21 protein-coding genes and 1 pseudogene are annotated in these 22,964 nt (G+C 72.2%); 17 read left to right on the top strand and 5 right to left on the bottom strand.

Translation table 11 applies throughout. From position 1 onward, the window contains the following. Positions 1-18: 18 nt before the first annotated feature. Positions 19-1,293: an MFS transporter gene (locus ABTW87_RS23560; protein ID WP_350653184.1), complete on the top strand. Its 1,275-nt coding sequence runs from the start codon at positions 19-21 to the stop codon at positions 1,291-1,293. Positions 1,294-1,296: 3 nt separating this feature from the next. On the opposite strand, the gene ABTW87_RS23555 is transcribed toward ABTW87_RS23560, so the two are convergent. Together ABTW87_RS23555 and ABTW87_RS23550 are read right to left on the bottom strand one after the other, a co-directional pair. Further along, a complete protein-coding gene (locus ABTW87_RS23555) occupies positions 1,297-2,010 on the bottom strand; it encodes an RICIN domain-containing protein (RefSeq protein ID WP_350653122.1) in 714 nt (237 codons plus the stop codon). A 57-nt stretch (positions 2,011-2,067) separates the two neighbouring features. Next, positions 2,068-2,352 (bottom strand): DUF427 domain-containing protein, encoded by a 285-nt coding sequence (locus tag ABTW87_RS23550; RefSeq protein ID WP_350653121.1) that lies wholly within the window; start codon positions 2,350-2,352, stop codon positions 2,068-2,070. 117 nt (positions 2,353-2,469) lie between these two features. On the opposite strand from ABTW87_RS23550, the gene ABTW87_RS23545 reads away from it, so the two are divergent. From ABTW87_RS23545 to ABTW87_RS23520, 6 genes are all read left to right on the top strand, one after another. After that, on the top strand, positions 2,470-3,852 hold the full coding sequence (locus tag ABTW87_RS23545) for an FAD-binding oxidoreductase (RefSeq protein ID WP_350653120.1): 1,383 nt from the start codon (positions 2,470-2,472) through the stop codon (positions 3,850-3,852). Further along, on the top strand, positions 3,849-5,192 hold the full coding sequence (locus ABTW87_RS23540; RefSeq protein WP_350653119.1) for a class I SAM-dependent methyltransferase: 1,344 nt from the start codon (positions 3,849-3,851) through the stop codon (positions 5,190-5,192). Before ABTW87_RS23545 ends, ABTW87_RS23540 begins: the two co-directional genes overlap by 4 nt. Positions 5,193-5,485: 293 nt before the next feature. Beyond that, on the top strand, positions 5,486-6,397 hold the full coding sequence (locus ABTW87_RS23535; protein ID WP_350653118.1) for a CHRD domain-containing protein: 912 nt from the start codon (positions 5,486-5,488) through the stop codon (positions 6,395-6,397). 109 nt (positions 6,398-6,506) lie between these two features. Next, the gene (locus tag ABTW87_RS23530) at positions 6,507-6,740 is read left to right on the top strand and encodes a zinc-ribbon domain-containing protein (RefSeq protein ID WP_350653117.1); all 234 of its coding nucleotides are present in this window, start codon (positions 6,507-6,509) and stop codon (positions 6,738-6,740) included. Between the two features lie 281 nt (positions 6,741-7,021). Continuing rightward, complete coding sequence (locus ABTW87_RS23525; protein ID WP_350653116.1) at positions 7,022-8,407, top strand: MFS transporter; 1,386 nt, start codon at positions 7,022-7,024, stop codon at positions 8,405-8,407. A gap of 267 nt (positions 8,408-8,674) precedes the next feature. Then, positions 8,675-9,433 (top strand): MerR family transcriptional regulator, encoded by a 759-nt coding sequence (locus ABTW87_RS23520; protein ID WP_350653115.1) that lies wholly within the window; start codon positions 8,675-8,677, stop codon positions 9,431-9,433. A 45-nt stretch (positions 9,434-9,478) separates the two neighbouring features. Here ABTW87_RS23520 and ABTW87_RS23515 read toward each other — a convergent pair whose 3' ends face one another. Further along, a complete protein-coding gene (locus ABTW87_RS23515) occupies positions 9,479-11,749 on the bottom strand; it encodes a VPS10 domain-containing protein (RefSeq protein ID WP_350653114.1) in 2,271 nt (756 codons plus the stop codon). Positions 11,750-11,930: 181 nt separating this feature from the next. Between ABTW87_RS23515 and ABTW87_RS23510 the strand changes: the two genes are divergently transcribed. Continuing rightward, positions 11,931-12,215 carry a putative quinol monooxygenase gene (locus tag ABTW87_RS23510; RefSeq protein WP_350653113.1) on the top strand — a complete coding sequence of 95 codons (285 nt, stop codon included), beginning with the start codon at positions 11,931-11,933 and terminating at the stop codon, positions 12,213-12,215. A gap of 27 nt (positions 12,216-12,242) precedes the next feature. Here ABTW87_RS23510 and ABTW87_RS23505 read toward each other — a convergent pair whose 3' ends face one another. Further along, positions 12,243-13,481: a serine hydrolase gene (locus ABTW87_RS23505; protein WP_350653112.1), complete on the bottom strand. Its 1,239-nt coding sequence runs from the start codon at positions 13,479-13,481 to the stop codon at positions 12,243-12,245. Between the two features lie 70 nt (positions 13,482-13,551). After that, entirely contained in the window at positions 13,552-15,099 is a 1,548-nt protein-coding gene (locus ABTW87_RS23500; RefSeq protein WP_350653111.1) for a gluconokinase, read from the bottom strand. Between the two features lie 351 nt (positions 15,100-15,450). Between ABTW87_RS23500 and ABTW87_RS23495 the strand changes: the two are divergent. The 9 genes and pseudogenes from ABTW87_RS23495 to ABTW87_RS23455 form a co-directional block, all read left to right on the top strand. Beyond that, positions 15,451-15,777 (top strand): annotated as a pseudogene (locus tag ABTW87_RS23495) (IS110 family transposase); the annotation flags it as partial. A gap of 43 nt (positions 15,778-15,820) precedes the next feature. Further along, complete coding sequence (locus ABTW87_RS23490; RefSeq protein ID WP_350653110.1) at positions 15,821-16,687, top strand: ABC transporter permease; 867 nt, start codon at positions 15,821-15,823, stop codon at positions 16,685-16,687. Between the two features lie 45 nt (positions 16,688-16,732). Further along, positions 16,733-17,128, top strand: coding sequence for a hypothetical protein (locus tag ABTW87_RS23485; protein WP_350653109.1), 396 nt, complete (start codon positions 16,733-16,735; stop codon positions 17,126-17,128). 135 nt (positions 17,129-17,263) lie between these two features. Beyond that, positions 17,264-17,644, top strand: a complete 381-nt coding sequence (locus tag ABTW87_RS23480; RefSeq protein ID WP_350653108.1) for a peptidase inhibitor family I36 protein — start codon at positions 17,264-17,266, stop codon at positions 17,642-17,644. Between the two features lie 318 nt (positions 17,645-17,962). After that, positions 17,963-19,096: a hypothetical protein gene (locus tag ABTW87_RS23475; protein ID WP_350653107.1), complete on the top strand. Its 1,134-nt coding sequence runs from the start codon at positions 17,963-17,965 to the stop codon at positions 19,094-19,096. A 228-nt stretch (positions 19,097-19,324) separates the two neighbouring features. Then, complete coding sequence (locus tag ABTW87_RS23470) at positions 19,325-20,464, top strand: hypothetical protein (RefSeq protein ID WP_502891637.1); 1,140 nt, start codon at positions 19,325-19,327, stop codon at positions 20,462-20,464. Positions 20,465-20,575: 111 nt separating this feature from the next. Next, complete coding sequence (locus ABTW87_RS23465; RefSeq protein ID WP_350653105.1) at positions 20,576-20,989, top strand: GntR family transcriptional regulator; 414 nt, start codon at positions 20,576-20,578, stop codon at positions 20,987-20,989. Between the two features lie 11 nt (positions 20,990-21,000). Further along, positions 21,001-21,888 carry an ABC transporter ATP-binding protein gene (locus tag ABTW87_RS23460; protein WP_350653104.1) on the top strand — a complete coding sequence of 296 codons (888 nt, stop codon included), beginning with the start codon at positions 21,001-21,003 and terminating at the stop codon, positions 21,886-21,888. Further along, positions 21,885-22,940 (top strand): ABC transporter permease, encoded by a 1,056-nt coding sequence (locus tag ABTW87_RS23455; RefSeq protein WP_350653103.1) that lies wholly within the window; start codon positions 21,885-21,887, stop codon positions 22,938-22,940. The genes ABTW87_RS23460 and ABTW87_RS23455 overlap by 4 nt, the downstream gene beginning before the upstream one ends. Positions 22,941-22,964: the final 24 nt, after the last annotated feature.

The raw sequence follows: 22,964 nt of genomic DNA, 5'->3' as shown, positions 1-22,964 counted from the left end.
TCGGGCCAGGCTCGCCGGCTGCACCCGGCCTGGATCGTCGCCGCCGTCGCGTTCGTCGCGCTGGTCGGCGCCGCCGGGTTCCGGGCCACCCCGTCGGTGCTGCTGCACCCGCTGCACGCCGAGTTCCGCTGGCCGCTGGCCACCATCTCCGCGGCCGTCTCGGTGAACCTGCTGCTGTTCGGGCTCACCGCGCCGTTCGCCGCCGCGCTGATGGACCGGTTCGGCATCCGGCGCGTGGTGGCCGTGGCACTGGTGCTCGTGGCCGCCGGCAGCGGCCTGACGGTGTTCATGACGGCGAGCTGGCAGCTCATCCTCTGCTGGGGCGTCCTCGTCGGGCTGGGCACCGGGTCCATGGCGCTGGCGTTCGTGGCGACCGTCACCGGCCGCTGGTTCGTCCATCGCCGCGGGCTCGTCACCGGGGTGCTCACCGCCGGCGGGGCGGCCGGGCAACTGGTCTTCCTGCCACTGATGGCGGTGCTGGTCCGCGAGCACGGATGGCGAGTGGCGGCCCTCGTCGTGGCCGGGGCCGCGCTGGCGGTCGTACCCCTGGTGGTCCGGCTGCTGCGGGAGCACCCGGCGGATCTCGGGCTGCCCCCGTACGGCGGGACGGAGGTCGTACCCCCGGCGCCCCCGGCCGGCGGGGCGGCGGCGCGCGCGCTCACGGTGCTCGCCCGGGCGGCGCGGACCCGGCCCTTCTGGCTGCTCGCCGGCGGGTTCGCGATCTGCGGCGCGACCACGAACGGGCTGGTCGGCACGCACTTCGTGCCGGCGGCGCACGACCACGGCATGCCGCAGACCACGGCCGCCGGGCTGCTGGCGCTCGTCGGTCTGTTCGACATCGCCGGTACGGTCGCCTCCGGCTGGCTGACCGACCGGGCGGACCCGCGGGTGCTGCTCGGCGCCTACTACGCGCTGCGCGGCGGGTCGCTGCTGGTGCTGCCGGGGCTCTTCGCGGCCACCGCCGAGCCGAGCATGCTGGTCTTCATCATCTTCTACGGGCTGGACTGGGTCGCCACGGTCCCGCCCACGGTGGCCCTGTGCCGCGAGTACTTCGGCGACTCCGGCGCGGTGGTGTTCGGCTGGGTGTTCGCCGCGCACCAGGTCGGTGCGGCCGTCGCCGCGACCGGCGCGGGCCTGGTCCGCGACCAGCTCGGCAGCTACGCGCTCGCGTGGCACGTCGCCGGGGCGCTGTCGATCGGGGCGGCGGTGCTGTCGCTGCTGCTCCGCCGGGGGCGGGCGCCGTCGCCGCCGCCGCCGGTGGTCGCACCTCGGGCCTGGCGCTACCGGGACTAGGGCTCAGGCCAACTGCCACTGCTGTTCCGGGACGCCCGCGCAGGTCGCCTGCCGGATGTCGGTGCCCGCCTCGGCGCCGCCGTTCTCCGGCCGCGCGCACCGGCCGCTGTGCAGGGCCGCGAGCAGCACCCGGTCGCCGGCGGTGGGCACGATCCGCCACTGCTGGTTGGCGTTGCCGTGGCAGGGGTACTGCTGCAGCTTCGCTCCCTCGTCGTTGCTCTCGCCCTCGACGTCGAGGCAGAGGTTGGAGGCCTGGTTGACAAGTGTGACCAGGTCCGGGCCGGCCGGGTTGGGGATCCACTGCTGCTCGGGGCCGCCGGTGCAGTCGGCGAGCTGCGCGACCGCCTCCTTGCCGTCGCCGTCCACACCGAGGCAGCGGCCGGACGCCACGCCCCGGAACACGGTCGGGCCGGTGGGCCGGGCCGCCGCGGTGGTCGGTGCCGTGCTCGGGGCCGCCGTCGAGGTGGTCGGGGCGGGCTCGCCGGCCGGCGAGGTCGGCGCGACCCCGGCCGAGGGCGTGCCGGCCGCCGCGGGTACGACGGGAGCGGCACCGCCACCGCCGAGCACACCCGTGGCGAGGAACGCCCCCAGCAGGAGGCCGGCCACACCGACGAGCACCGCCACCCGCATCAGCGGGTCGCGGGGCAGCCCGGGACGGGCGGTACGGCGGCCGTACACCGTGCCGGAGGGATCGGGGCGTTCACCGGGGGCGGGCATACCGCATCCTGACCCACCGGCGGGGGCGACGGCCACCCACCCCCGGTGCGGCGTCGCTCAGTCGACGACCCGGACGTCCTTCCAGAACGCGACCCGGTCCCGGACCATCGCCGCCTCGGGTTTCGGGTCCGGGTAGTACCAGATCGCGTCCGGGCTGGTCCGCCCGTCGTGTTCGAGGGTGTAGTAGGAGGCGGTGCCCTTCCACGGGCACACGGTGTGCGTGTCGGACTCCCGGATCACGTCCTCGCGCAGCGCCGCGCGCGGGAAGTAGTGGTTCCCCTCGACCAGCACGGTGTCGTCGCTCTCCGCGACGACGAGGTCGTTCCACATGGCCTTCGGCATGACCTCCACGCTAGGCCGCCGTACCGACCGCGGCCAGTCGGCGTTCCGGCGTCCGAGTGAGAAACGGCCACCGTGGACATCCCGCGAGAACCGGCTCCGGGCGCGTAAAGTGATCTCATGTACGCCGTGCGTGATCATGACCAGGCGGTGGCCCGGCTCCGGCGGTCGTACGCGGCGGTGCCGCCGGGGGAGCCGGTCCGACTCGCCAAACGCACCTCCAACCTGTTCCGCCCGCGCAACGCACCCCGGACGCCGGGGCTGGACGTGAGCGGCCTCGGCGGCGTCCTGGGCGTCGACCCGGCCGCCCGCACCGCCGACGTGCAGGGCATGTGCACGTACGAGGACCTCGTCGACGCGACCCTCCCGCACGGGCTGATGCCCCTGGTGGTGCCGCAGTTACGCACCATCACGCTGGGCGGCGCGGTGACCGGCCTCGGCATCGAGTCCACGTCGTTCCGCAACGGACTGCCGCACGAATCGGTCACCGAGTTGGACGTGCTCACCGGGGCGGGCGAGATCGTGACGGCCCGGCCGGAGGGGGAGCACGCCGACCTCTTCGCGGCGTTCCCCAACTCGCTCGGCAGCCTCGGGTACGCGACCCGGCTGCGGATCGAGTTGCAGCCGGTCGGCCGGAACGTCGCCCTGCGCAACGTGCGGTTCACCCGGCTGGAGGACCTGGCCGACGCGATCGGGGAGGTCAGCGCCACCCGGGCGTGGGCCGGGGAGACGGTCGACGCGATGGACGGGGTGATGTTCAGCCCCGGCGAGTCCTACCTGGTCCTCGCCACGTTCACCGAGGACGCCGGGCCGGTCAGCGACTACACCGGGCAGCACATCTACTACCGGTCGCTGCGCCGGCGCACCCGCGACGCGTTGACCGCGAACGACTACCTGTGGCGCTGGGACACCGACTGGTTCTGGTGCTCGGCGGCGTTCGGGGCGCAGCATCCGGTGGTCCGGCGGATCTGGCCGGCGCGGTTCCGGCGCAGCGACGTCTACCACCGGCTGGTCCGGTTGGAGCACCGGCACCAGGTGGCCGCACGGATCGACCGGTGGCGCGGCCAACCGGCGCGGGAGCGGGTCGTGCAGGACGTGGAGATCCCGCTGGAGCGCAGCGCCGACTTCCTGCGCTGGTTCGCCGGCAACGTGGGGATGACCCCGGTCTGGCTCTGCCCCCTGCGGCTGCGGGAGCCGACCGGCCCGGGGTCGGCGCGGGCCTGGCCGCTGTATCCACTTCGGCCGGGGCAGGACTACGTCAACATCGGTTTCTGGGGGAGCGTGCCGATCGCCCCGGGCGCCGCCGACGGCGACGTCAACCGGGCGATCGAGCGCGAGGTGTCGGAGCTCGGCGGGCACAAGTCGCTCTACTCCGACGCGTACTACGACCGGGAGGTGTTCGACCGGCTCTACGGGGGCGACACCTGGCGGACGGTCAAGGACCGCTACGACCCGGATCACCGGCTCACCGGACTGTACGAGAAGGCGGTAGCACGAGCATGAGCCTCATCGATCGAGAACAGGGAGCGGCGAGCGCTCCCGCGACGCCGCCGGCGGGGGGCCGGCGACCTCGTCCGACCGTGGCCGACGTCGTCCGGGCGTTGACCACCGGGCCGCTGCCGGTTCGGGTGGCCGGGTACGACGGCAGCGCCGTCGGCCCGGCCGACGCCGGCATCACCCTCTCCGTTCATTCCGCGCGGGGCCTGTCGTACCTGCTGACCGCGCCGGGCGACCTGGGCATGGCCCGGGCGTACGTCAGCGGCGACCTCGGGCTGGAGGGTGTGCACCCGGGCGACCCGTACGAGGCGCTGCGGATACTCAAGGACGAGGTGCGACTGCGCGTGCCGCCGGTCGCCGAGGCGCTGGCCCTGGCGCGCGGGCTCGGCTGGGAGCGGCTGCTGCCGCCCCCACCGCCGCCGCAGGAGGCGCTGCCCCGCTGGAAGCGGGTGATGAACGGGCTGCGCCACTCCCGTACGCGGGACAGCACCGCGATCTCGCACCACTACGACGTGTCGAACGCCTTCTACGAGAAGGTGCTCGGCGAGTCCATGACGTACACCTGTGCGGTGTTCCGCTCGCCGGACGACTCGCTGGAGACGGCGCAGGCGGCCAAGTACGACCTGGTGGCGCAGAAGCTGGCGCTCAAGGCCGGGACGCGGCTGCTCGACGTGGGGTGCGGTTGGGGCGGCATGGTCCGGCACGCCGCCCGGGAGTACGGCGTCAAGGCGCTCGGGGTGACCCTGTCCAGGGCGCAGGCGCAGTGGGCGCGGGCCGCGATCGAGCGGGAGGGGCTGACCGGCCTGGCGGAGGTCCGGCACCTCGACTACCGGGACGCTCCGCGCGAGCAGTTCGACGCGGTCTCCTCGATCGGGCTGACCGAGCACATCGGGGTGCGCAACTACCCGGCGTACTTCGGGTTCCTGCGGGACCGGCTGCGCCCGGACGGCCGGCTGCTCAACCACTGCATCACCCGGGCGGACAACCGCGCGCCGCACCGGTCGGGGGCGTTCATCGACCGGTACGTCTTCCCGGACGGCGAGCTGGCCGGGCCGGGCCGGGTGCTCTCCGAGATCCACGACGTGGGCCTCGAGGTGCACCACGAGGAGAACCTGCGCCAGCACTACGCGCTGACCCTGGCCGCCTGGTGTCGCAACCTCGTGGCGAACTGGGACTTCTGCGTCTCGGAGGTCGGCCCGGGCACGGCCCGGGTCTGGGGCCTCTACATGGCCGGCTCGCGCCTGGCGTTCGAGCGCAACGGCATCCAACTGCACCAGGTGCTCGCCACGAGGACCGGCCCGGCGGGGGAGACCAGCTACCCGCTGCGCCCCGACTGGCTGCCCTGACCGCGTCCGCACGAGGGCCGCGCCGACCGGTCGGCGCGGCCCTCGTCGGGTGGAAGCTCCCGGGTCGGCGGCACTGTCGCCTGTAAGGGGGGCTCTACGCCCGAATCAGGAAGCTCCTCACCTTTGGTCGCCGAATGTGTGACTATTTCGTCATAGGCGCTGTTCAGGTCGAGTGCCGGGGTTCATCACACTCCAACACCTGCTGAACGGTGCCTTCCGCCTGTGTCCTCATCGACTGATGACGATCAGCCGTTGAGTCTGGCCAGGCCTGACCTAGGTGAGGAGCAGCAACGATGATGGGACGTACCCGACTGTGGGCAGTTGCGCTGGCGGCCGGCGCGGCCGTGGTGGCCACCGCCGCGGGAAGTGCGGCCATGGGCGACGGCAGGGACGACGCCGGCGGCGACAAGCGCGACTGGAGTGACTCGCGAGACTGGGGTGGCTCCCGTGACCACGATGACTCGAAGGGCGAGCGGTTCTCGGTGAAGGCGAGCCTCGACGGTTACCAGGAGGACCCGCTCACGATCTCGACACCGGGCAACGGTCGCTTCGAGGCGCACGTCGACGAGGAGAAGAAGGAACTCACGTACAAGCTCAGCTACGCCGACCTCGAGGGGGATGTCCAGCAGGCGCACATCCACTTCGGCGGCAAGCACCAGAGCGGCGGAATCATCGCCTTCCTCTGCTCGAGCGTGAAGGACGGCAAGGGCGGCGCGCCGAAGGGCACCCCGGAGTGCCCCGACGCCCCCGCCACGGTCGAGGGCACGATCAAGCCCTCGGACGTCATCGGCCCCGAGGACCAGGGCATCAAGCCCGGCGAGTTCGGCGAGATGGTCGACGCGATCAAGGCCGGCGTCACGTACGTCAACGTGCACACCGACAAGTACCCGAACGGCGAGATCCGCGGCCAGATCAAGTCCGACGACCGGAAGAAGGACGGCGAGGACTGGGGCTGGGGCGCCGACGAGGAGGAGCCCGGCCACTGGGGCAAGGACGACGAGGAGTCGGACTGGTCGAAGGGTGACGAGGAGTCGGACTGGGGCAAGGACGACGAGGGGTCGGACTGGTCCAAGGGCGACGAGAAGCCGGAGCACGGCAAGGACGCCAAGGGCGGCGAGGAGTCGGGCCACGGCAAGGACGCCAAGGGCGGCGACGCCCAGGACGAGCGCGGTGACCACAAGGACTCGGAGCACCGCGAGGGCTGACGGCTAGACCCGACGGGGCATTCCCTCACCTCGAGGGGATGCCCCGTCGTCATGCATTCGGCGGGGCGATCGAGGTGACTTCCCCCGCCGAGGTGGGTACTGGCGGGCGATGTTCTTCATCTTCGGCCTCCGCACCAAGGTCAGCCGGTCTGGCGTGGTGCAGCAGGTGTGCCGCAACTGCGGCAACCACGCCGCCCAGGTCGTCACCCGCCGGTCGACCCGGTTCACGCTGTTCTTCGTCCCGCTCATTCCGATCCGCACCCGGTACGTGCAGCAGTGCACCTTCTGCGGCGCGCAGTACGACGTCGCGAAGGCCGACGCGCAGCGGCTCCCGGTCGCCTGAACCGATGGCCCGTCTCCTCCACTGGCTGATCGGGCTGGGTGCGCCGGCCGTTGCCGCCGCGGCGCTCAGCGCTGCCCGCAGGCCCTGCACGCCGGGGCGCCGGCACCGCCGCCGACGACGCCGGCCGCCGGCCGGCACCGCCCTCCCCCGTTCGCCCCGGAACCGCTCGGCGGGCCGCTGACCGCGGTCCGACCAGGCGGCGCTGTGATCTTCGCCCCGACCTGGCGGCTGCCCCACCTCGCGCAACTAGCCTGGAGCGGTCGCAAGGAACGAGGGAATCTGTGCGTAACCACCCAGCCGTCGTGCTGGTCGCCGTCCTGCTGTCGACCTTCTCGCTGCCGCTCTCGCTGACCGGTGCGTCCGTCGCGCTGCCCGACATCGGGCGGGATCTCGAAGCGGGCCTGGCCGCCGTGCAGTGGGTGGTCAACGGCTACAACGCCACCTTCGCCAGCTTCATGCTCGCCACCGGCGCGCTCGCGGACCTGCTCGGCCGGCGGCGGGTCTTCGTCGCCGGGCTCGCGATCTTCGCCGGGGCGGGGCTGCTCGCGGCGGCCGCCGACAGCATCCTCGTGCTCGACCTGCTGCGCGCGCTCGCCGGCGTCGGTGCGGCCGCCGCCGCGACCAGCGCCTCGGCCATCCTGGCCGGCACGTTCCACGGCCGGGCCCGGGCACGGGCGTTCAGCGTCTTCGGTACGACCATCGGCGCGGGTCTGGCCTTCGGCCCGTCGATCGCCGGCCTGCTGATCGACGCCTTCGGGTGGCGGGCCGTGTTCGCCGCGCCGGCTTCGGCGGCAGGGGCGGTGCTCCTGCTGACCCCATGGTTGCCGGAGTCGCGCCAGCCGCACGCCGGCCGGATCGACTGGTCCGGCACGGTGTCGTTCACCGCCGCGCTGCTGCTGCTGATCTTCGGCTTCGTGCAGGGCCCCGAGTACGGCTGGAGTGACCCGAGGATCCTCGCCGCCTTCGCGGGGGCGGTGCTGCTGCTGGTCGTCTTCGTCCGGGTGGAGCGGGCCCGCCACGACCCGATGTTCGATCTGGCCCTGCTGGCGAACTCCCGGTTCGTCGCCATCTGCCTGGCGGCGGCCGTCATCGTGGCGGTCATGGTGCCGCTGCTGGTCTACCTGCCGTCGTACTTCACGACGGTGGTCGGGCTGACGCCCGGCGCGGCCGGCGCGACGCTGATCCTGCTGACCGCGCCGACGGTGGTGCTGCCGCTGCTCACCGGTGCGCTGACCCGGCGGGTGCCGGCACCGGCGGTGATCGTCACCTCGGTGGCGGTGGTCGCCGCCGGTGCGGCGTGGGCGACCGTGCTGGCCCCGGCCAGCGACGCGCGCGACCTGGCGGGCCCGCTGTTGACCATCGGCGTCGGCATCGGGCTGTCGATCGGGCTGCTCGACGCGCTCGCCATCGGCAGCGTCGCGCCGCACCGGGCCGCCACCGGCGCCGGGATGATCAACACCGCCCGGCTGTCGAGCGAGACGGTCGCGATCGCGGTCGTCGGGGCGGTGCTGGCGAGCACGACCGCCGGCCGGCTCGCCGACCCCGGCTTCACCAGCGGGCTGCGGACCGTGCTCTGGACGATGGCCGGCGTGACGGTGCTGGTCGCCGTCGCCGTCGCGGCCCTGCTCCGCCGCGGTGCCCGGGAGCGCGAGCCGGTCGCCGGCTGACCCCTCCGGCCGGCCGGCGAGAGCCGCACCGCCCGCCTCGCCCGCCGCGCCGTTCCACCCCCACTACGCAGCGTTACCGCCCGGCAGGTGAAGTCGCCGCTGAGCGGTATTCCTGTCAGTCATATTTATGCCGGAGAGGCATACCGCTCAACGGCGACATCTTCTCCGCGCCACGACACGCCGAAAGAACACGGCGAGCGCGGCGAATCCGGCTTGACCCTCACGTTGCGGGAGGCGGGAGCCTGGATCGCGGAAGGGAGGGAGACCATGGCGTACACGGTGGGACAGGTGGCGAAGGCGGCCGGCGTGACCGTCCGGACGCTGCACCACTACGACGAGATCGGGTTGCTGTCGCCGAGCGGTCGCAGCAGCGCCGGCTACCGGCGCTACGACGACGCGGACCTGGAGCGGCTGCAGCTCATCCGCTACTACCGCGAGCTGGGTTTCCCGCTGGAGGAGATCGCCGCGATCCTCGACGACCCGGCGAGCGACCCGGCCGAGCACCTGCGCCGGCAGCACGAGCTGCTGAGCGCGCGGATCGGCAAGCTGCAGGAGATGGTCGCGGCGATCGAGTTCGCGATGGAGGCACGAAAGATGAACATCCCACTGACCCCGGAGGAGCGGTTCGAGGTCTTCGGTGACTTCGACCCGGACGAGCACGCCGAGGAGGCGGAGCGCCGGTGGGGCGGCACCGAGGCGTACCGGGAGTCGACCCGGCGCACCGCCGGCTACACCAAGGACGACTGGCTGCGCAACAAGGCCGAGAACGAGGACTGGGGCCGCCGGTTCGCCGAGGTGATGGCCTCCGGCGCCCCGGCGGACAGCCCGGCGGCGATGGAGCTGGCCGAGGAGCACCGGCAGCTCATCGGCCGGTGGTTCTACGACTGCTCGTACGAGATCCACACCGGCCTGGCCGACATGTATGTCGGCGATCCCCGGTTCACCGAGTACTTCGAGAAGATCCGGCCGGGGATGGCCGCGTACCTGAGCGAGGCCATCCACGCCAACGCGATCAGCCGCGCGTGACGCGCCGTGGCCCTGGCGGACCCGCCAGGGCCACGGCGGTCCGGTTCAGTCGCCGATCGTCGCGTGCAGGATGCCGCGCCCGAACGTCGCCGCGAACAGCGTCTTCGACCCGGCGTGGAAGTGCACGTCCATGACCGGCACGGCGGGGAACGACGCGCCGACCTTCAGCCAGGTGCGGCCGAGGTTCGGGGTGAAGAAGACGCCCATGTCCGTGCCGATGTAGAGCCACTGGCGGTGCTTCGGGTGCCGGATCACGTCGTTGACCGGCGCCTGCGGCAGGTTGCCGGAGATGTCCCGCCAGTTCGCCCCGCCGTCGGTGGTCATCAGCACGTGCGGCTGCGTCTCGCTCTCCCAGCGGAAGCCGGAGTACGTCACCCAGGCGGTCCGGGAGTCGGCCGGGTCGACGGTGACCCGGGTGACCCACCGGTCGGGCAGATCCGGGTCGGTGAGCCGGGTCCAGGTGCCGCCGCCGTCCCGGGTGACCCACAGGTAGCCGTCGTCGGTGCCGACGTACACGACGTCCTCGTCGCTCGGCGCGATGCCGATCGTGGTGATCGTCGCGTACGACGTCGCGTTGCGCGGCGTCGGCCCGCCGGTCAGGTCCGGGCTGACCGCCCGCCACGTGCGGCCCCGGTCGTCCGAGCGGTTGAGCACGTTGGAGCCGAAGTAGACGGTGTCCGGCGCGCCGGCTGCGATCTCCAGCGGTGACACCCAGTTGAACCGGGTGCCGGCGAACCGCGACCGGATCGACTGCATGGTGTCGCCGCCGTCGTCCGAGCGGGCGCAGCCGCCGTTCTGGGAGCAGGCGTACACGTTGTTCAGGTCGACCGGGTTGATCCGGTTCATCATCCCGTCGCCGCCCCGGTAGAGGTTCCAGTCGGTGGCGCCCCAGGAGCGCAGCGAGCCGTTGTCCTGGGTGCCGCCGGAGACCCGGCTGACGTCCTGCGCGCTCGCGTCCATCGCGTAGAACTGCATGTACGGCTGGACGGAGGCGGCGGTCCACGGCCCGACCACGTCGCCGCCCTGGTCGGACCAGTAGAGGCCGCCGTCGTTGCCGACGTACACCCGGCCCGGGTGGTGCGGGTCCCAGGCCATCGCGTGCTGGTCGACGTGGATGCCCCGGCCGGTCACCCAGCTGCGGCCGCCGTCGCGGGACTCCATCATCGGCACGCCGGCGGAGAAGACGTGGTCGGCGTCGGCGGGGTCGACCCACAGCCGGCCGAACCACCAGGCGAATCCGCCGTCGGCGGCGTCCAGCGCCGCCTCGCCGGTCATCGGCCGGGTCCAGGTGGCGCCCGCGTCGTCGGAGACGAAGAAACCGGTCAGGTTGCCGATCCGGTCGTTGGTGATGGCGTACGCGCGGTCCGGGTCGCCGGGTGCGAACGCGACGCCGATGCGGCCCGGGTCGGTGGCCGAGGCGGGCAGCGGGGCGCCGATCCGGGTCCAGGTGGCGCCGCCGTCCGTCGAGCGGTACAGGCCGGAGCCCGGACCGCCGTACTCGCGCCCGTCGGGGTAGCGCAGCTTGTCCCACATGGCCGCGAGCAGGACGTCCGGGTCGGCCGGGTTGATCGCGACGTCGATCGCGCCGGTGGAGTCGTTCAACCCGTCGAGCACCTGCCGCCAGGTCGCCCCGCCGTCGGTGGTCAGGTAGACACCCCGGTCGCCGCCGGTGTCGAAGAGCCGTCCCTGCGCGGCGACGAGGATGCGGCGTGGGTCGGTCGGGTCGATGCGGATGCGCCCGATCGCGCCGGTGTCGGTGAGGCCGAGGCTCTGCCAGGTCGCGCCGCCGTCGGTGGAGCGGTAGACGCCGGTGCCGTAGTACGAGCCGCCGCCGCCGTGGTCCGGTTCGCCGGTGCCCGCGTACAGGGTGCCGTCGGGCGCGATCGCGAGTGCGCCCATCGACTGCGGCAGGTCGTCGGACCAGGTGCTGGTGAGCGTGGCGCCGCCGTCGGTGCTCTTCCAGACCCCGCCGGTGCCGGCGGCCACGTAGACCGTGCCGGGCGTCCTCGGGTCGAGCACCACGTCGATCAGGCGCCCGCCGATGTTGGTGGGGCCGAGCAACCGCCACTGCACGTCGGACAGCTGCGGCGAGCCCCGGCGGGTCGCGCCCTCCAGCGTCCGCGCCTGGGCCAGCGCCTCCTGGTACGCGGTGGCCGGGATCGAGCCGTCCGCGTTGGCCCGCTGCGCCCACATCCACTCGGCCGGCGCGGCCGGATTCTCCTCCTCGAACGCGACCGGCACCGGCGGGTCGCCCGCCAGGTGCACCAGGGTCGTCGCGACCGCGAGTGCGGCGGCCACCGCTCCCGCACCGATCATCCGGAACCGTGTCCGCCTCGACAGCACCGACCGCATGGATTCACCCGGCTTTCCGCGGCATCGTCGCCGCTCGATGTGCCGGTCAGCGTACGCAACCATCGACGTACGTGGAAGGTCCCTTCGACTGTCGTAGGACTGTGAGACGGTCGCGGCAGGATCGCGTACACCGGAGGTTCGACAAGTGCTCATCGTCGCCGGAACTCTGCACGTCGACCCGGAGGACCGGGAGGACTACCTCGCCGGTTCCGCCGGGGTGGTGGAGGCCGCCCGGGCGGCCCCCGGCTGCCTCGACTTCGCGATCAGCGCGGACCTGGTCGAGCCGGGCCGGATCAACGTCTACGAGCGCTGGGACACCGAGGAGGAGTTGCTCGCCTTCCGCGGCTCGGGCCCGATCGAGGAGCAGGCGGTGGCGATCCGCGGCGCGGAGGTCCACCGGTACCTGATCTCCAGCGTCGAGGCGCCCTGACCCGGTGTGGCCGGGCGCCGCGCCCGGTCACTCCTCCAGGTAGTCGTAGACGGTCCGGGCCAGCCGGCGGACCACCGCGTCGCCGGTGGCGGGCGGGCCGCTGGTGAGGAAGGCGACGGCAACCTCGGTGCCGGGGATCAGGTAGTACCCGACGTCGTGCGAGACGTCGTCAAGCTCGCCGGTCTTGTGGGCGGCCGGCACGCCGGGCGGCAGTGCGGCGGGGATCTTGGTGTTCAAGGTCTGCCGCCGCATGAAGCCGATCATCAGGTCGCGGCTGGGTGGTGCCAGGATGTCGGCGTCCCAGACCGCGCCGAGCAGCGAGATCACGTCGTCCGGGCTTGTAAAGTTCTCCTCGCCGCGCCGGGCCGCCTCGGTGTCGAGCATCTTGCGGGCGAGGATCGTCGCGCGCTGGTTCATCGAGTCGATCAGGGCGTTCACCGGCGCGAACCCGCCCAGGTAGTCGATCAGGACGTTCGCCGCGGTGTTGTCGCTGTAGATGATCATGTATTCGGCGAGCCGGTACAGCGTCACCACCTGGGGGAACGTCTCGAACTGCAGCTGGCCGGTGCCGCCGACCACGTCGGCGGGGGTGACCAGCACCCCGTCGTCCAGCGACACCTGGCCGCAGTCCACCCGGCGCAGCAGCTCCACGAGGATCCACAGCTTGATCACGCTGGCCGCCTTGGGGCGGAAGGCGCCGTTCACCGCGAGCTGCTGGTCGCCGTACCGGCCGCTGAGATCACGGACCGTCACGCCGGCCGGGTTGGTCGGCGCGGCGTCGGCCACCACCTCAGCGAGCTGGCCGGTCAGGGGCAGCAGCGGCCGGCCGGCGGCCGGGTCGGTCGGCGGCATCGGGTCGGTGACCACCGTGCCGAGGTGGCCGTCCGGTCGACCGGCGGGCGGGAACACCGCGAGGAAGCCACGGCTGCGGCCGGTCAGCGGAACCTCGTAGGCGTAGGTCGTACCGTCGACCGTGACCCGGCCCCGCGCGACGCCGCCACGTACCCGCAGGTCGGGGTCGGCCACGCGGCCCGTGTCGCCGTCGCACGCCCGGTACCGCACGGTCCGTGCGGCGGCGTCCACCGAGAACACCCCGCCCGCGAAGGCCAGCCACGCCAGGTCGCTGACCGGCCGCGCCGGCGCCGGCGGGGGGCCACCGCCGTCGGCGCGTGCCGGCTGCGGGAGCAGCGCCAGGACCAGCACGAGCAGGAGTACGCGGACAGCGCTCGGCCGCGAAGATGAGAGCTTCTTGCCGGTTATCCTCACGTTTGCACGATATGAAGCGAACGTGCCGACGGACGAGTCGCACGACCCGGTCACCCGATGGGGGTGCCCGTCAGGTCGGCGGTGGTGCCGTCGGGCGCTCCGCCGGCAGGCTGGGTGCCAGCCGGCGCAGCGAGGTGAAGGCCGGAACCAGCGCCTCGTACAGCTCCGAGAAGAGCGGCAGCAGCGACGCGTACGTCGCGGCGGCGGCCGGGTCGGGGCGTACGGTCTGCTGGATCTCGACCAGGTCGACGGCGACGTCGATCGACTCGATCAGCCCCAGCGCCTCCATGCCCAGCAGGGCAGCCCCGAAGCCCGACCCCTCGTGGCCCGCGGGGAAGTGCACCGGCATGCCGAGCACGTCGGCGAGCATCTGCCGCCACAGTGGACTGCGGGCGAAGCCGCCGCTGGCCCGGATCTCCCGGATCTCGTTGCCGGCGGCCCGCATCGAGGCGAGTACCAGAGCGAGCTGCTGGCACACCCCCTCCAGCGCGGCCCGGACCAGGTGCCGGCGGCGGTGGCCGTGGGTCAGGCCCACGTACGCGCCGCGCGGCAGCGCCGACCAGTGCGGGGCGCGTTCGCTGAGCAGGTACGGCAGCATGAGCAGCCCGCCCGAGCCGACCGGGGCGCGGTCGGCCTCGGCGAGCAGCTCCTCCTCGGCGTCGCGGCCGAGCTCGGGGGTGAGCGCGTCACCGGCCCAGCCGAGCACCAGGCCGCCGTTGTTGACGGCGCCGCCGACCGCCCAGCGCTGCTCGGTCAGCGCGTAGCAGAACACCCCGCCGAGCGGGTCGACGCCCGGCTTCTCGCACATCACCCGGATGGCGCCGCTGGTGCCGATCGAGCAGGCGGCCATGCCGGGGGCGACCGCGCCGAGGCCGAGGTTCGCCAGCGGCCCGTCTCCGGCGCCGACCACCACGGGCGTGTCCCGGGGCAGCCCGGTCGCCGCGGCGGCCTCGGGGGTGAGGCCGGGCAGCACCCGGGTGGTGGGCACCAGCTGCGGAAGCTGCACCTCGGTGATGCCGGCGACGCCCAGCGCCTCGGAGTCCCAGGACAGCTGGTGGATGTCCATCAGGCCGGTCGCGGAGGCGATCGAGTGGTCGGTGACAAGCGCGTCGCAGAGCCGCAGCAGCAGCCAGTCCTTGATGCCCACCCAGTACGCCACCCGGCCGAAGAGCGTCGGCTCCTGTTCGGCGTACCAGAGCAGCTTCGGCAGCGGCGCCATCGGATGGATTGGGGTGCCGGTGCGCCGGTGCAGGGCCAGCCCTGCCGGCACCGCCCGCAGCCGCTCGGCCTGCCGGACGGACCGTGCGTCCGCCCAGGTGACCGACGGGGTGAGCGGGTCGCCGGCGGAGTCCAGCCCGATCAGGCTGTGCATCGCGCTGCCGAACGACACGGCGGTGACCGGCCGGCCCAGCTCCGCCACAACCACCCGCAGCGTCTCCAGCACGGCCGCGTGGATCCGGTACGGGTCCTGCTCGGCGTAGCCGGGCTGCGGCTCGTCGAGGGGGTAGCCGACGGAGTGGTGCGCGAGCTGGCGTCCCCGGACGTCGTACGCGACGGCCTTGGTGCTGGTCGTACCGACATCGATGCCGACCACGACGCTGGGCCGGCTGTCGATCACCAGCCCTCACCTCTTCCGTCGCAGCCGCTCGGCCGAAAAGCCTTCCCACGAAGACGTTACCGACCCTTGACGTCTCCTCGGGGAGGAACGTTCGCTCGCCCGTTGACCAGCCGGCAGCGGTCAGGCTGCCCTACCTTCCTGGGTGTGCCCCGGTCCTCCGGAATGATCGGGAAGCGCAGGCGGGGTCGGGATGGCTTTCAGGCTGGCTGCCCTCGATGGCTCAGGAGGCTTGGCCCCCGGCCCCGCACCCTTGCTCTGACCGCTGATTAGGCACTGCGATCGATCGCTATGTAGGGCGTTGACGGCGGGGCGGGGACGCATCGATACGACGGACCTGAAAGCGAGGCATCGATGGCGGTAGCCGTGGGTGTGGACGTGGCCAAGGACTTTCACTGGGCCGCGGTCGAACTGACCGAATCGGGCGAGCTGTTGCTGAGCAAGAAGATCGACAACGACCCGGCGAGCATCAACGAACTGATCGGCTACCTGCTCAGGGTCCAGGCCGATCATGGTCCTGTGACGGTGGCTATCGACCTGATGGGCGGGGTCGCCAGCCTGTTGACCACGATGCTGCTGGAGGCCGGTCTGCGGCTGGTGCACGTGCCTGGGCTGGTCGTCAACCGAGCCCGCCGCGCCACCCGAGGCGGCGAGCACAAGTCCGACCCGCGAGACGCCAAAGTCTGCCGGCATTTGGTGGCCCATCCCAGACGGTGGGCAGCGGGTGAGCACGGCACCGGGTGTTCGTTCGAACGCCGGTGTCAGCGTCATGGCCGCCGGGAGCGGCGCACTGGCGGCGTCCCATGCACGGGTGGCGTACGGCCGCCTGTACGACCGGTTCCACAAGGACCGGAACGAGCGCGTCGCGGTCCTGGGAGTGGGGGCGGCCAGGAGTCTGGGCATCACGGAGCTCAGGTACCAGCCTTCGGTGTTTCTGGATGACATTCCCTTCACGGTGATTGCCGTCATCGACTCGGCGGACCGCCTGCCGGAGCTGCTCCTCAGCGTCGTCATTTCGCCACAGGCGGCCCTCGCGGCATTCGGTTCGCCGAACGAGCCTCGCGCCCGGATGCTGGTGGAGACCGAGTTGGGAGCGGCCGGTCTGGTCGCCTCCCAATCGGCGGTGGCGCTCAGGCCGGAGTCTCCGGAGCGGTTCAGGGTGATTTCGGCCGTGGACCCGGACCAGCTCCGGACCAAGGTGAGCGGTGACATCAATGACATGATTCTGGTCCTTGCCGCCGTGTGTCTGCTCATCGGTGCGGTGGGCATCGCGAACACCACCCTGGTTTCGGTTCTGGAGAGGGTTGAGGAGATCGGTCTACGAAGAACGCTGGGCGCGCGGCGTTACCATGTCGGTCTGCAATTCATCGCCGAATCAGGATTCCTTGGCGTGGCCGGTGGTCTGGTCGGTGCCAATATCGGGGTCGGTCTGGTGCTGCTAATCGCGGTCGCCAAGAACTGGACGGCGGCAATCGAACCGTCGACCGTGGCGATGGCTCCCGGCCTGGGCCTGCTGATCGGGCTACTCGCCGGGCTGCATCCAGCGATTCGCGCCGCACGGGTTGAGCCGGCACGGGCCATGCGCCGGTAGGGTCGGAATAGTTCGTTGGTCATCGATCTGCTGTGGAGGCGTCGCATGGAGAAGTTCGGCCGTTTTGCCTGGCTGCTGGTGTCGGCCACCTCCGCGATGGCGGCGTTCACTGCTTGCGAAGGGCCCCAGCCGGCCACTGTCGAGGTGCAACTACGGCTGAACGTGTGCGTGGCGGGCGGCGACCCGTGCTTCGCGCTGGGGCTGCCGGAGGCGGACGTCTCCCTGGTCGGTGTCGACGGGGGGGGCCTGGCCAGCGGCACCTCGGACGAAGCGGGCAAAGTCGTGTTGGCGACAGGAGGCAGCACGGGTGAGGTCCGTGTCGTGGCGGTCTCCCCGTTGATCGAGGGTGGGCGCACGGAGTCCACGGTCGTTCTTCCTGCCCAGGGGGAGCGAACGAATATCACGATCGGGGCTGGCCGCATCTATTCACAGGCGGGTTGAATTTCATTTCGTCCTCGCGGAAAGCCGCAACCTTGATGGCGGCCTATTGCCGTCATATTGCACCCTTCATAGTCTGATCATCATCAGTTGCATCGTTTGAAGGGGTGTGTCAGAAAAATGGAATCTTATCGCTTGATGAGGCGTGCGTCAGGGGTCGCTGCGGCCACCGCCTTGATTGCTCTTGCCGGTTTCTCCGGCGCGCAACCGGCCTGGGCCAACGACGGCGTCTGCGGTTCGGGTGACGTGTGTTTGTACGAAGACACCTCCTGGAGTGGCGGTCGGTGGGACGACAGCGGCAGCGTCCACAACTTCACCAACGAGCGTTGGTGGGGGACATCGCGCTCGATCAACGACGCTGCCTCCTCGACGGAAAACAAGTACAGCTGGGCGATCGCGACCCTCTGGGAGCACTCGTACAACCGCGGGAGCAAGGTGAGCTTCGGCCCGGGCATCCGCATCGGCAATCTGTCCGACTACGGCATGAACAACAAGGCCAGCTCGAACTGGTGGGGTTAGCAGTTCTGACCGGCGGCAGCGGATCGGAAGCTGCCGTTGGTCCGGCGTCGGCGACGGCAGCCGGCCAGCTGAATCGGTAGTGGTCAGCTACGAGCGGACCAACGACCGGCTGCGGCTGCCGTTCGCCGTGTGGACGTGCGGCGACCGGCCGCAGCGACACGCGCGAAGTGCGCAACCGGGCGCAGCGGAACCGCCCTATCGTCCGGGTTGCTCCACCGATCGGGCAATTTGCACCCGGCAACCCGTCCCCGTGCGGACCCAATTGGAGTTAACAGGTGTGACACCCCGGTTGGTGGCCTGCGCGGCGAAGGAGTCGGCGTGGCAATGACTGATTCGACGGGTTCGACGTGGCGGTACCGGTGGGCACACCGGCAGAACGAACGGCGGCAGCGGACCTTCCGCGACGCCGACGAGGCGTGGCGACGGCGTGACGAGGAACTACGCCGCCTGCGTACGCTCGCCGGGCAATTCGCGGGCTCGGTCGAGGCCGGGGCCGGCCTCCCGATGGAACTCGCCCCCGGTGAGGTGGTCTTCTGGGCGCTGCCCGCCGCCCAACTGGTCGAGGTCCGGCACAACGCGGTGCTCCCCGCGCCCGACCTCACGGTCACCGCGCAGTCGAACCCTCTGCGTAACCGGCGTCCCGACGGTATCCGGATCGCCGACGCCGGCATGGCGGTGATCACCAACCGCCGCCTGGTGCTGCTCGGCGGGCGGGGCCGGCGCGACTGGGCGTACGGGAAGATGACCGGCCTGGCGCACGACGCGACAGCGCCGGTGACGCTGATCCAGGTGCTCGACCGGCGGCGCGCGTCCGGGCTGCTGCTCCCGGTCGACGTGGCGGCCGACTTCCGGTTCAAGCTGACCCTGGCCTTCGCCGACGCGATCGAGCAGCGCTCGGCGGTCATCGCGCAGCTCGACGAGGCGATCGCCGAGCACGACCAGATCAAGCCGTTCCGGCCGGCCATCGCCACGCCGGGGCAGGCGCGGCTGACCGGGTTCGTGCCGGGCGGCCGGCGGACGGTGGCCGTCGCCGCCGCGATCGCCCTGCTGGTGCCGCTGGCGCTGCTGGAGTCCGACCCGTCCGACCCGACCCGCTCCGAGGTGGCGGTCGCCGCGACCCCCGGGCCCTCGGTGACCGCGTCGAAGCCGGTCCCGGCGTCCCCGCGCGCGGCGGCGCCGCCCGCGTCCACGCCCCCGAGGTCGCCGTCGCCGGCCGCCGCGTCGAAGGACCTGTGCGGGGCGCCCGCCAACCCGATGGGGTACGGCTTCTGCGCCGGCAACCGGGTCCGCAAGCCGGCCGCCGAGGTGTGCGACTGGTTCGACTGCGTGCCCGAGTTCTGGGCCGGCCGCGGGTACCTGGTGCAGTGCCGGGACGGCTCGGTGAGCCTCGCCGGCGGCAGCCCGCGGGCCTGCGGCTCGTACGGCGGGGTCCGCCACACCTTCCGGCGCTGATCGGTCCCACGACCCGGCCCACTGATGATCGACGATGCCGGCCGTGACCGACCGGGGACGTGAAACGTTGTACCGTACGTGACGGCGACATCACCCCCCGCCGACAACGGTCGACGGTCGTCCTGGCGTGCCCGGTGGGCTGAGCGGGAGAACGACCGGCGGCGACACGCGCACGCGGGTCACGCGGAGGCGTGGCGGCGCCGCGCGGATGAGCTCACCCGGTTGCGCGTGGAGGCCACCGGCCTGCTCGGGGCCGGCCCGCCGACACCCGCGGTGCCGGTGAAGCTGCGCCACGGTGAGGTCGTCCACCGGGTGATCCCGATCGCGGAACTGGTCGAGGTCGACACCCGGGAGGGCGCCGGGCTGCCCGCGCCGGGCCTGGCGGTAGACCCGGCCGGCACCGACGCGCCGGCCCGCCCGCTGCCGCGCGGCATCCGTGCGGTGGACACCGGCCGGGTGGTGGTCACCGACCGGCGGGTCGCCTTCCTCGGCCGGCGCCGCCAGCGGATCTGGTGGTACGAGGATCTGGTCGGACCGGCTCACCATCGACACGCCCCGGTGACCCTGCTGCCGACGAACGACGGGTCCCCCCTTGCCGGCCTGCTGGTGTCGCGCCCGGCGACGCTCACCTTCCGCTTCCACGTCACGCTCGCGTTCGCCGACGGTCTCGGCAACCGGGACGCGGTCGCCGCCTGCCTGGACGAACTGGTCGCGGCGCACCAGCGCATCCGGCCGGCGGCGCCCCCGGTCGCCGTGCCCGACCAGGCTCCTCCGGCCGCCCGCCTGCAGGACCGCCGATTCGCGGGCGCCGCGGTGGCGCTGGCCGCGTCACTGGTGGCCGTCACCGCCGTGACCACCGGACCCGCGCTCTACTCGGCCACTCCGGTGGGAAGGCCGAGCCGGGTCGTCGTCGCCGACGGCTCCTCCGGCGGTACGCCGGGGGCCGGTGTCGCGCCCGCGGTCACGCCGCCGCGCCCCGTACGGCCCGCCGCGACACCGGCTCGCCGCGCGACCCCGTCCGCCATCGGCCGCCCGGTGCCGGGCGCGCCGGCCACCGTCGCCGCCGAGGCGAGCGCCTCCGAGGTGGTGCCGCAGCCGGTTCCGTCCTTGTCGTCGATTGTGCTTCCGGTCGGCTTCTGCGGTGCCCCGCCCAACCCGTACGGCTACACCTACTGCGGTGGGCTGCTGATCCACGACCCTGCCGCCGACGTGTGCGGCTGGTTCCGGTGCGTGGCCGACTTCGACCGGGGGAGGGGCTTCCTCGTGCAGTGCGTGGACGGGCGGATCGGCTGGGTCGGGGGACCGGCCGGCACCTGCGCGCAGGACCGTGGCCCGAAGCGCCCGGTCTACCGGCCGCTTGTCAGCTGACCCGCGCTCATTCCGGCTCGTGGCACACGGAGTGGCTTGACAGCCGGCCCGTTCATGCTCACCCTGTCTTATAGTCCTACTGTCGTAGGACAATAGGGGAGGCTACGGCGAGTGATCGAGTTCGTGTTGGACAGCCGGTCGAAGTTGAACACCTATGTGCAGCTCGTGCAGCAGGTCAAGCAGGCGTTGCGGGTGGGCATGCTGGCCCCCGGCGACCAGTTGCCGAAGGTGCGCGACGTGGCCCAGTCGCTGGCCATCAACCCGAACACGGTCCTCAAGGCGTACCGGGAGCTCGAGATCGAGGGCCTCGCGGAGGGCCGCCCCGGGGTGGGCACCTTCGTCACCCGCACGCTGGCCGGGGCGTCCCTGCCCAACCAGGCCGAGCTGCGGGCGGACCTGGTCGCCTGGCTCCAGCGGGCACAGGCCGCCGGGCTGACACCGGAGGACGTCACCGCCCTGGTCGAGACGACGCTGCGGGCGTCGCTCCCCGTCGAACCACCACAGCAGACCGCGTCGGCGCGATGAGAGGACAGGCCATGCAGACAGCGGTGGAAACCGACCGGCTCGGCAAACGGTACGGCAGGCAGTGGGCGCTGCGGGACTGCTCGCTGCACCTGCCGGCCGGCCACATCGCCGCCCTGGTCGGCCCCAACGGAGCGGGCAAGAGTACCCTGCTCCACCTGGCGGTCGGGCTGTCCCGACCCGACGCCGGCACGGTGCGGATCTTCGGCGAGTCGCCGTACCGGAACCCGGCGGTCCTTGACGACATCGGCTTCGTCGCGCAGGACACCCCGCTCTACCGCGACTTCACGGCCGTCGACCTGATCACTATGGGCGGCAAGCTGAACCGGCGGTGGGACGCCACGCTGGCCCGTACCCGGCTGGCGGACCTGGGCATCCCACCCGACAAGCCGGTCGGCCGGCTCTCCGGTGGGCAGCGCGCCCAGGTCGCGCTGGCCCTGGCCCTGGCGAAGCGGCCCCGGCTGCTGCTGCTCGACGAGCCGGTGGCAAGCCTCGACCCGCTCGCCCGCCGGGAGTTCCTGCAGGCCCTGATGGGCAGCGTGGCCGACACCGGCACGACGGTGCTGCTCTCCTCGCACCTGCTGGCCGACGTGGAGCGCGTCTGCGACTACCTGATCGTGCTGCACGCGGCCCGGGTCCGCCTCACCGGGCCGGTCGACGACCTGGTCGCCACGCACCGGCGCCTGGTCGGTCCCCGCCACGACGGCAGCGCGATCACCGGCGTCGCGGAGATCGTCCGGGCCAGCCACACCGACCGGCAGTCGACGCTGCTGGTCCGCACCGACGGGCCCGTCGATCCTCTGTGGACCGAGCATGAGCTGGCCCTGGAGGACGTCATCCTGGCCTACCTCGCCGACGGCGACACGCAGGCCAGCCACGAGGCCTGGGGGGTGCCGGCATGATCTGGCTGACCTGGCGGCAGCACCGCCGTGAGGCACTGTTCACCCTGGCCGGGCTCGCGGTGCTCGGCACGCTGATGGCCGTCACCGGGCTGGCCATGCGTAGGACCTTCGACGACTACGGGCTGCCCGCCTGCGTGAAGCGGGTCCGGGACACCAGCGGCGTACCCGATCTCGGCGACACCTGCAACCAGGCCTTCAACCGGTTCTACGACCAGTACGACATCCTCAACCTCGCGGGCGTGTTGTTCCTGGTACTGCCGCTGATCGTCGGGCTGTTCTGGGGTGCCCCGCTGATCGCCCGCGAGGTCGAGCAGGGCACCCACCGGCTGGTCTGGACCCAGGGCATCAGCCGGCGGCGCTGGGCGCTGGTGAAGGTCGGCCTCATCGCCCCCGCCGTGCTCCTCGCGGCCGTCGGCTACGGGCTGGGCGTGTCCTGGTTGATGTCCCCGCTCAACCAGGGTTGGGAGCAGAGCCGGTTCGACGCGTTCTTCTTCGACATGCAGGGCGTCGCGCCGGTCGGGTACACGCTCTTCGCGGTCGCGCTGGGCATCTTCGCCGGTACGGTCTGGCCCCGGATGCTCCCCGCGATGGCCGTCACGCTTGTCGGCTTCATCGGCGTACGCGTCGCCGTCGGCGTCCTGGGCCGGCGCCGCTACCTGCCCGCCGAGGAGCTCACCTTCCCGATTCAGGGCGGCACCGGAATGGCGGACCCGTTCGACGGTGACTGGGTCCTGGCCAACGGCGTCCGTGACGCTTCGGGCAAGATGGTCGCCCCCAACGTCCAGGTGAACTGCCCGGAGGGCGTCACCGCCCCCGACGGCCGGGAGTGCGGCGCGGACCTCGGGGTCGGGCCCGACGCGTACAACTGGCAGCTCTACCAGCCCGCCGACCGGTACTGGCTGTTCCAGGCGATCGAGACCGGCATCTTCGTCGCCCTCGCCGCGCTGCTGATCGTCCTCGCCGTCCGCCGGATTCGGCGGAGGGTGTGCCGTGACCAACACCGCCCCTTGTTGCCAGATATTGGCAACAGCGATCCACTTCCAATAGGCTGACCGAGCCGGCGTGGACGGGCCCGC

The organism is Micromonospora sp. NPDC126480 (assembly GCF_040302465.1).
GTDB lineage: Bacteria > Actinomycetota > Actinomycetes > Mycobacteriales > Micromonosporaceae > Micromonospora.
This window is presented reverse-complemented; position numbering and strand designations above follow the sequence as displayed.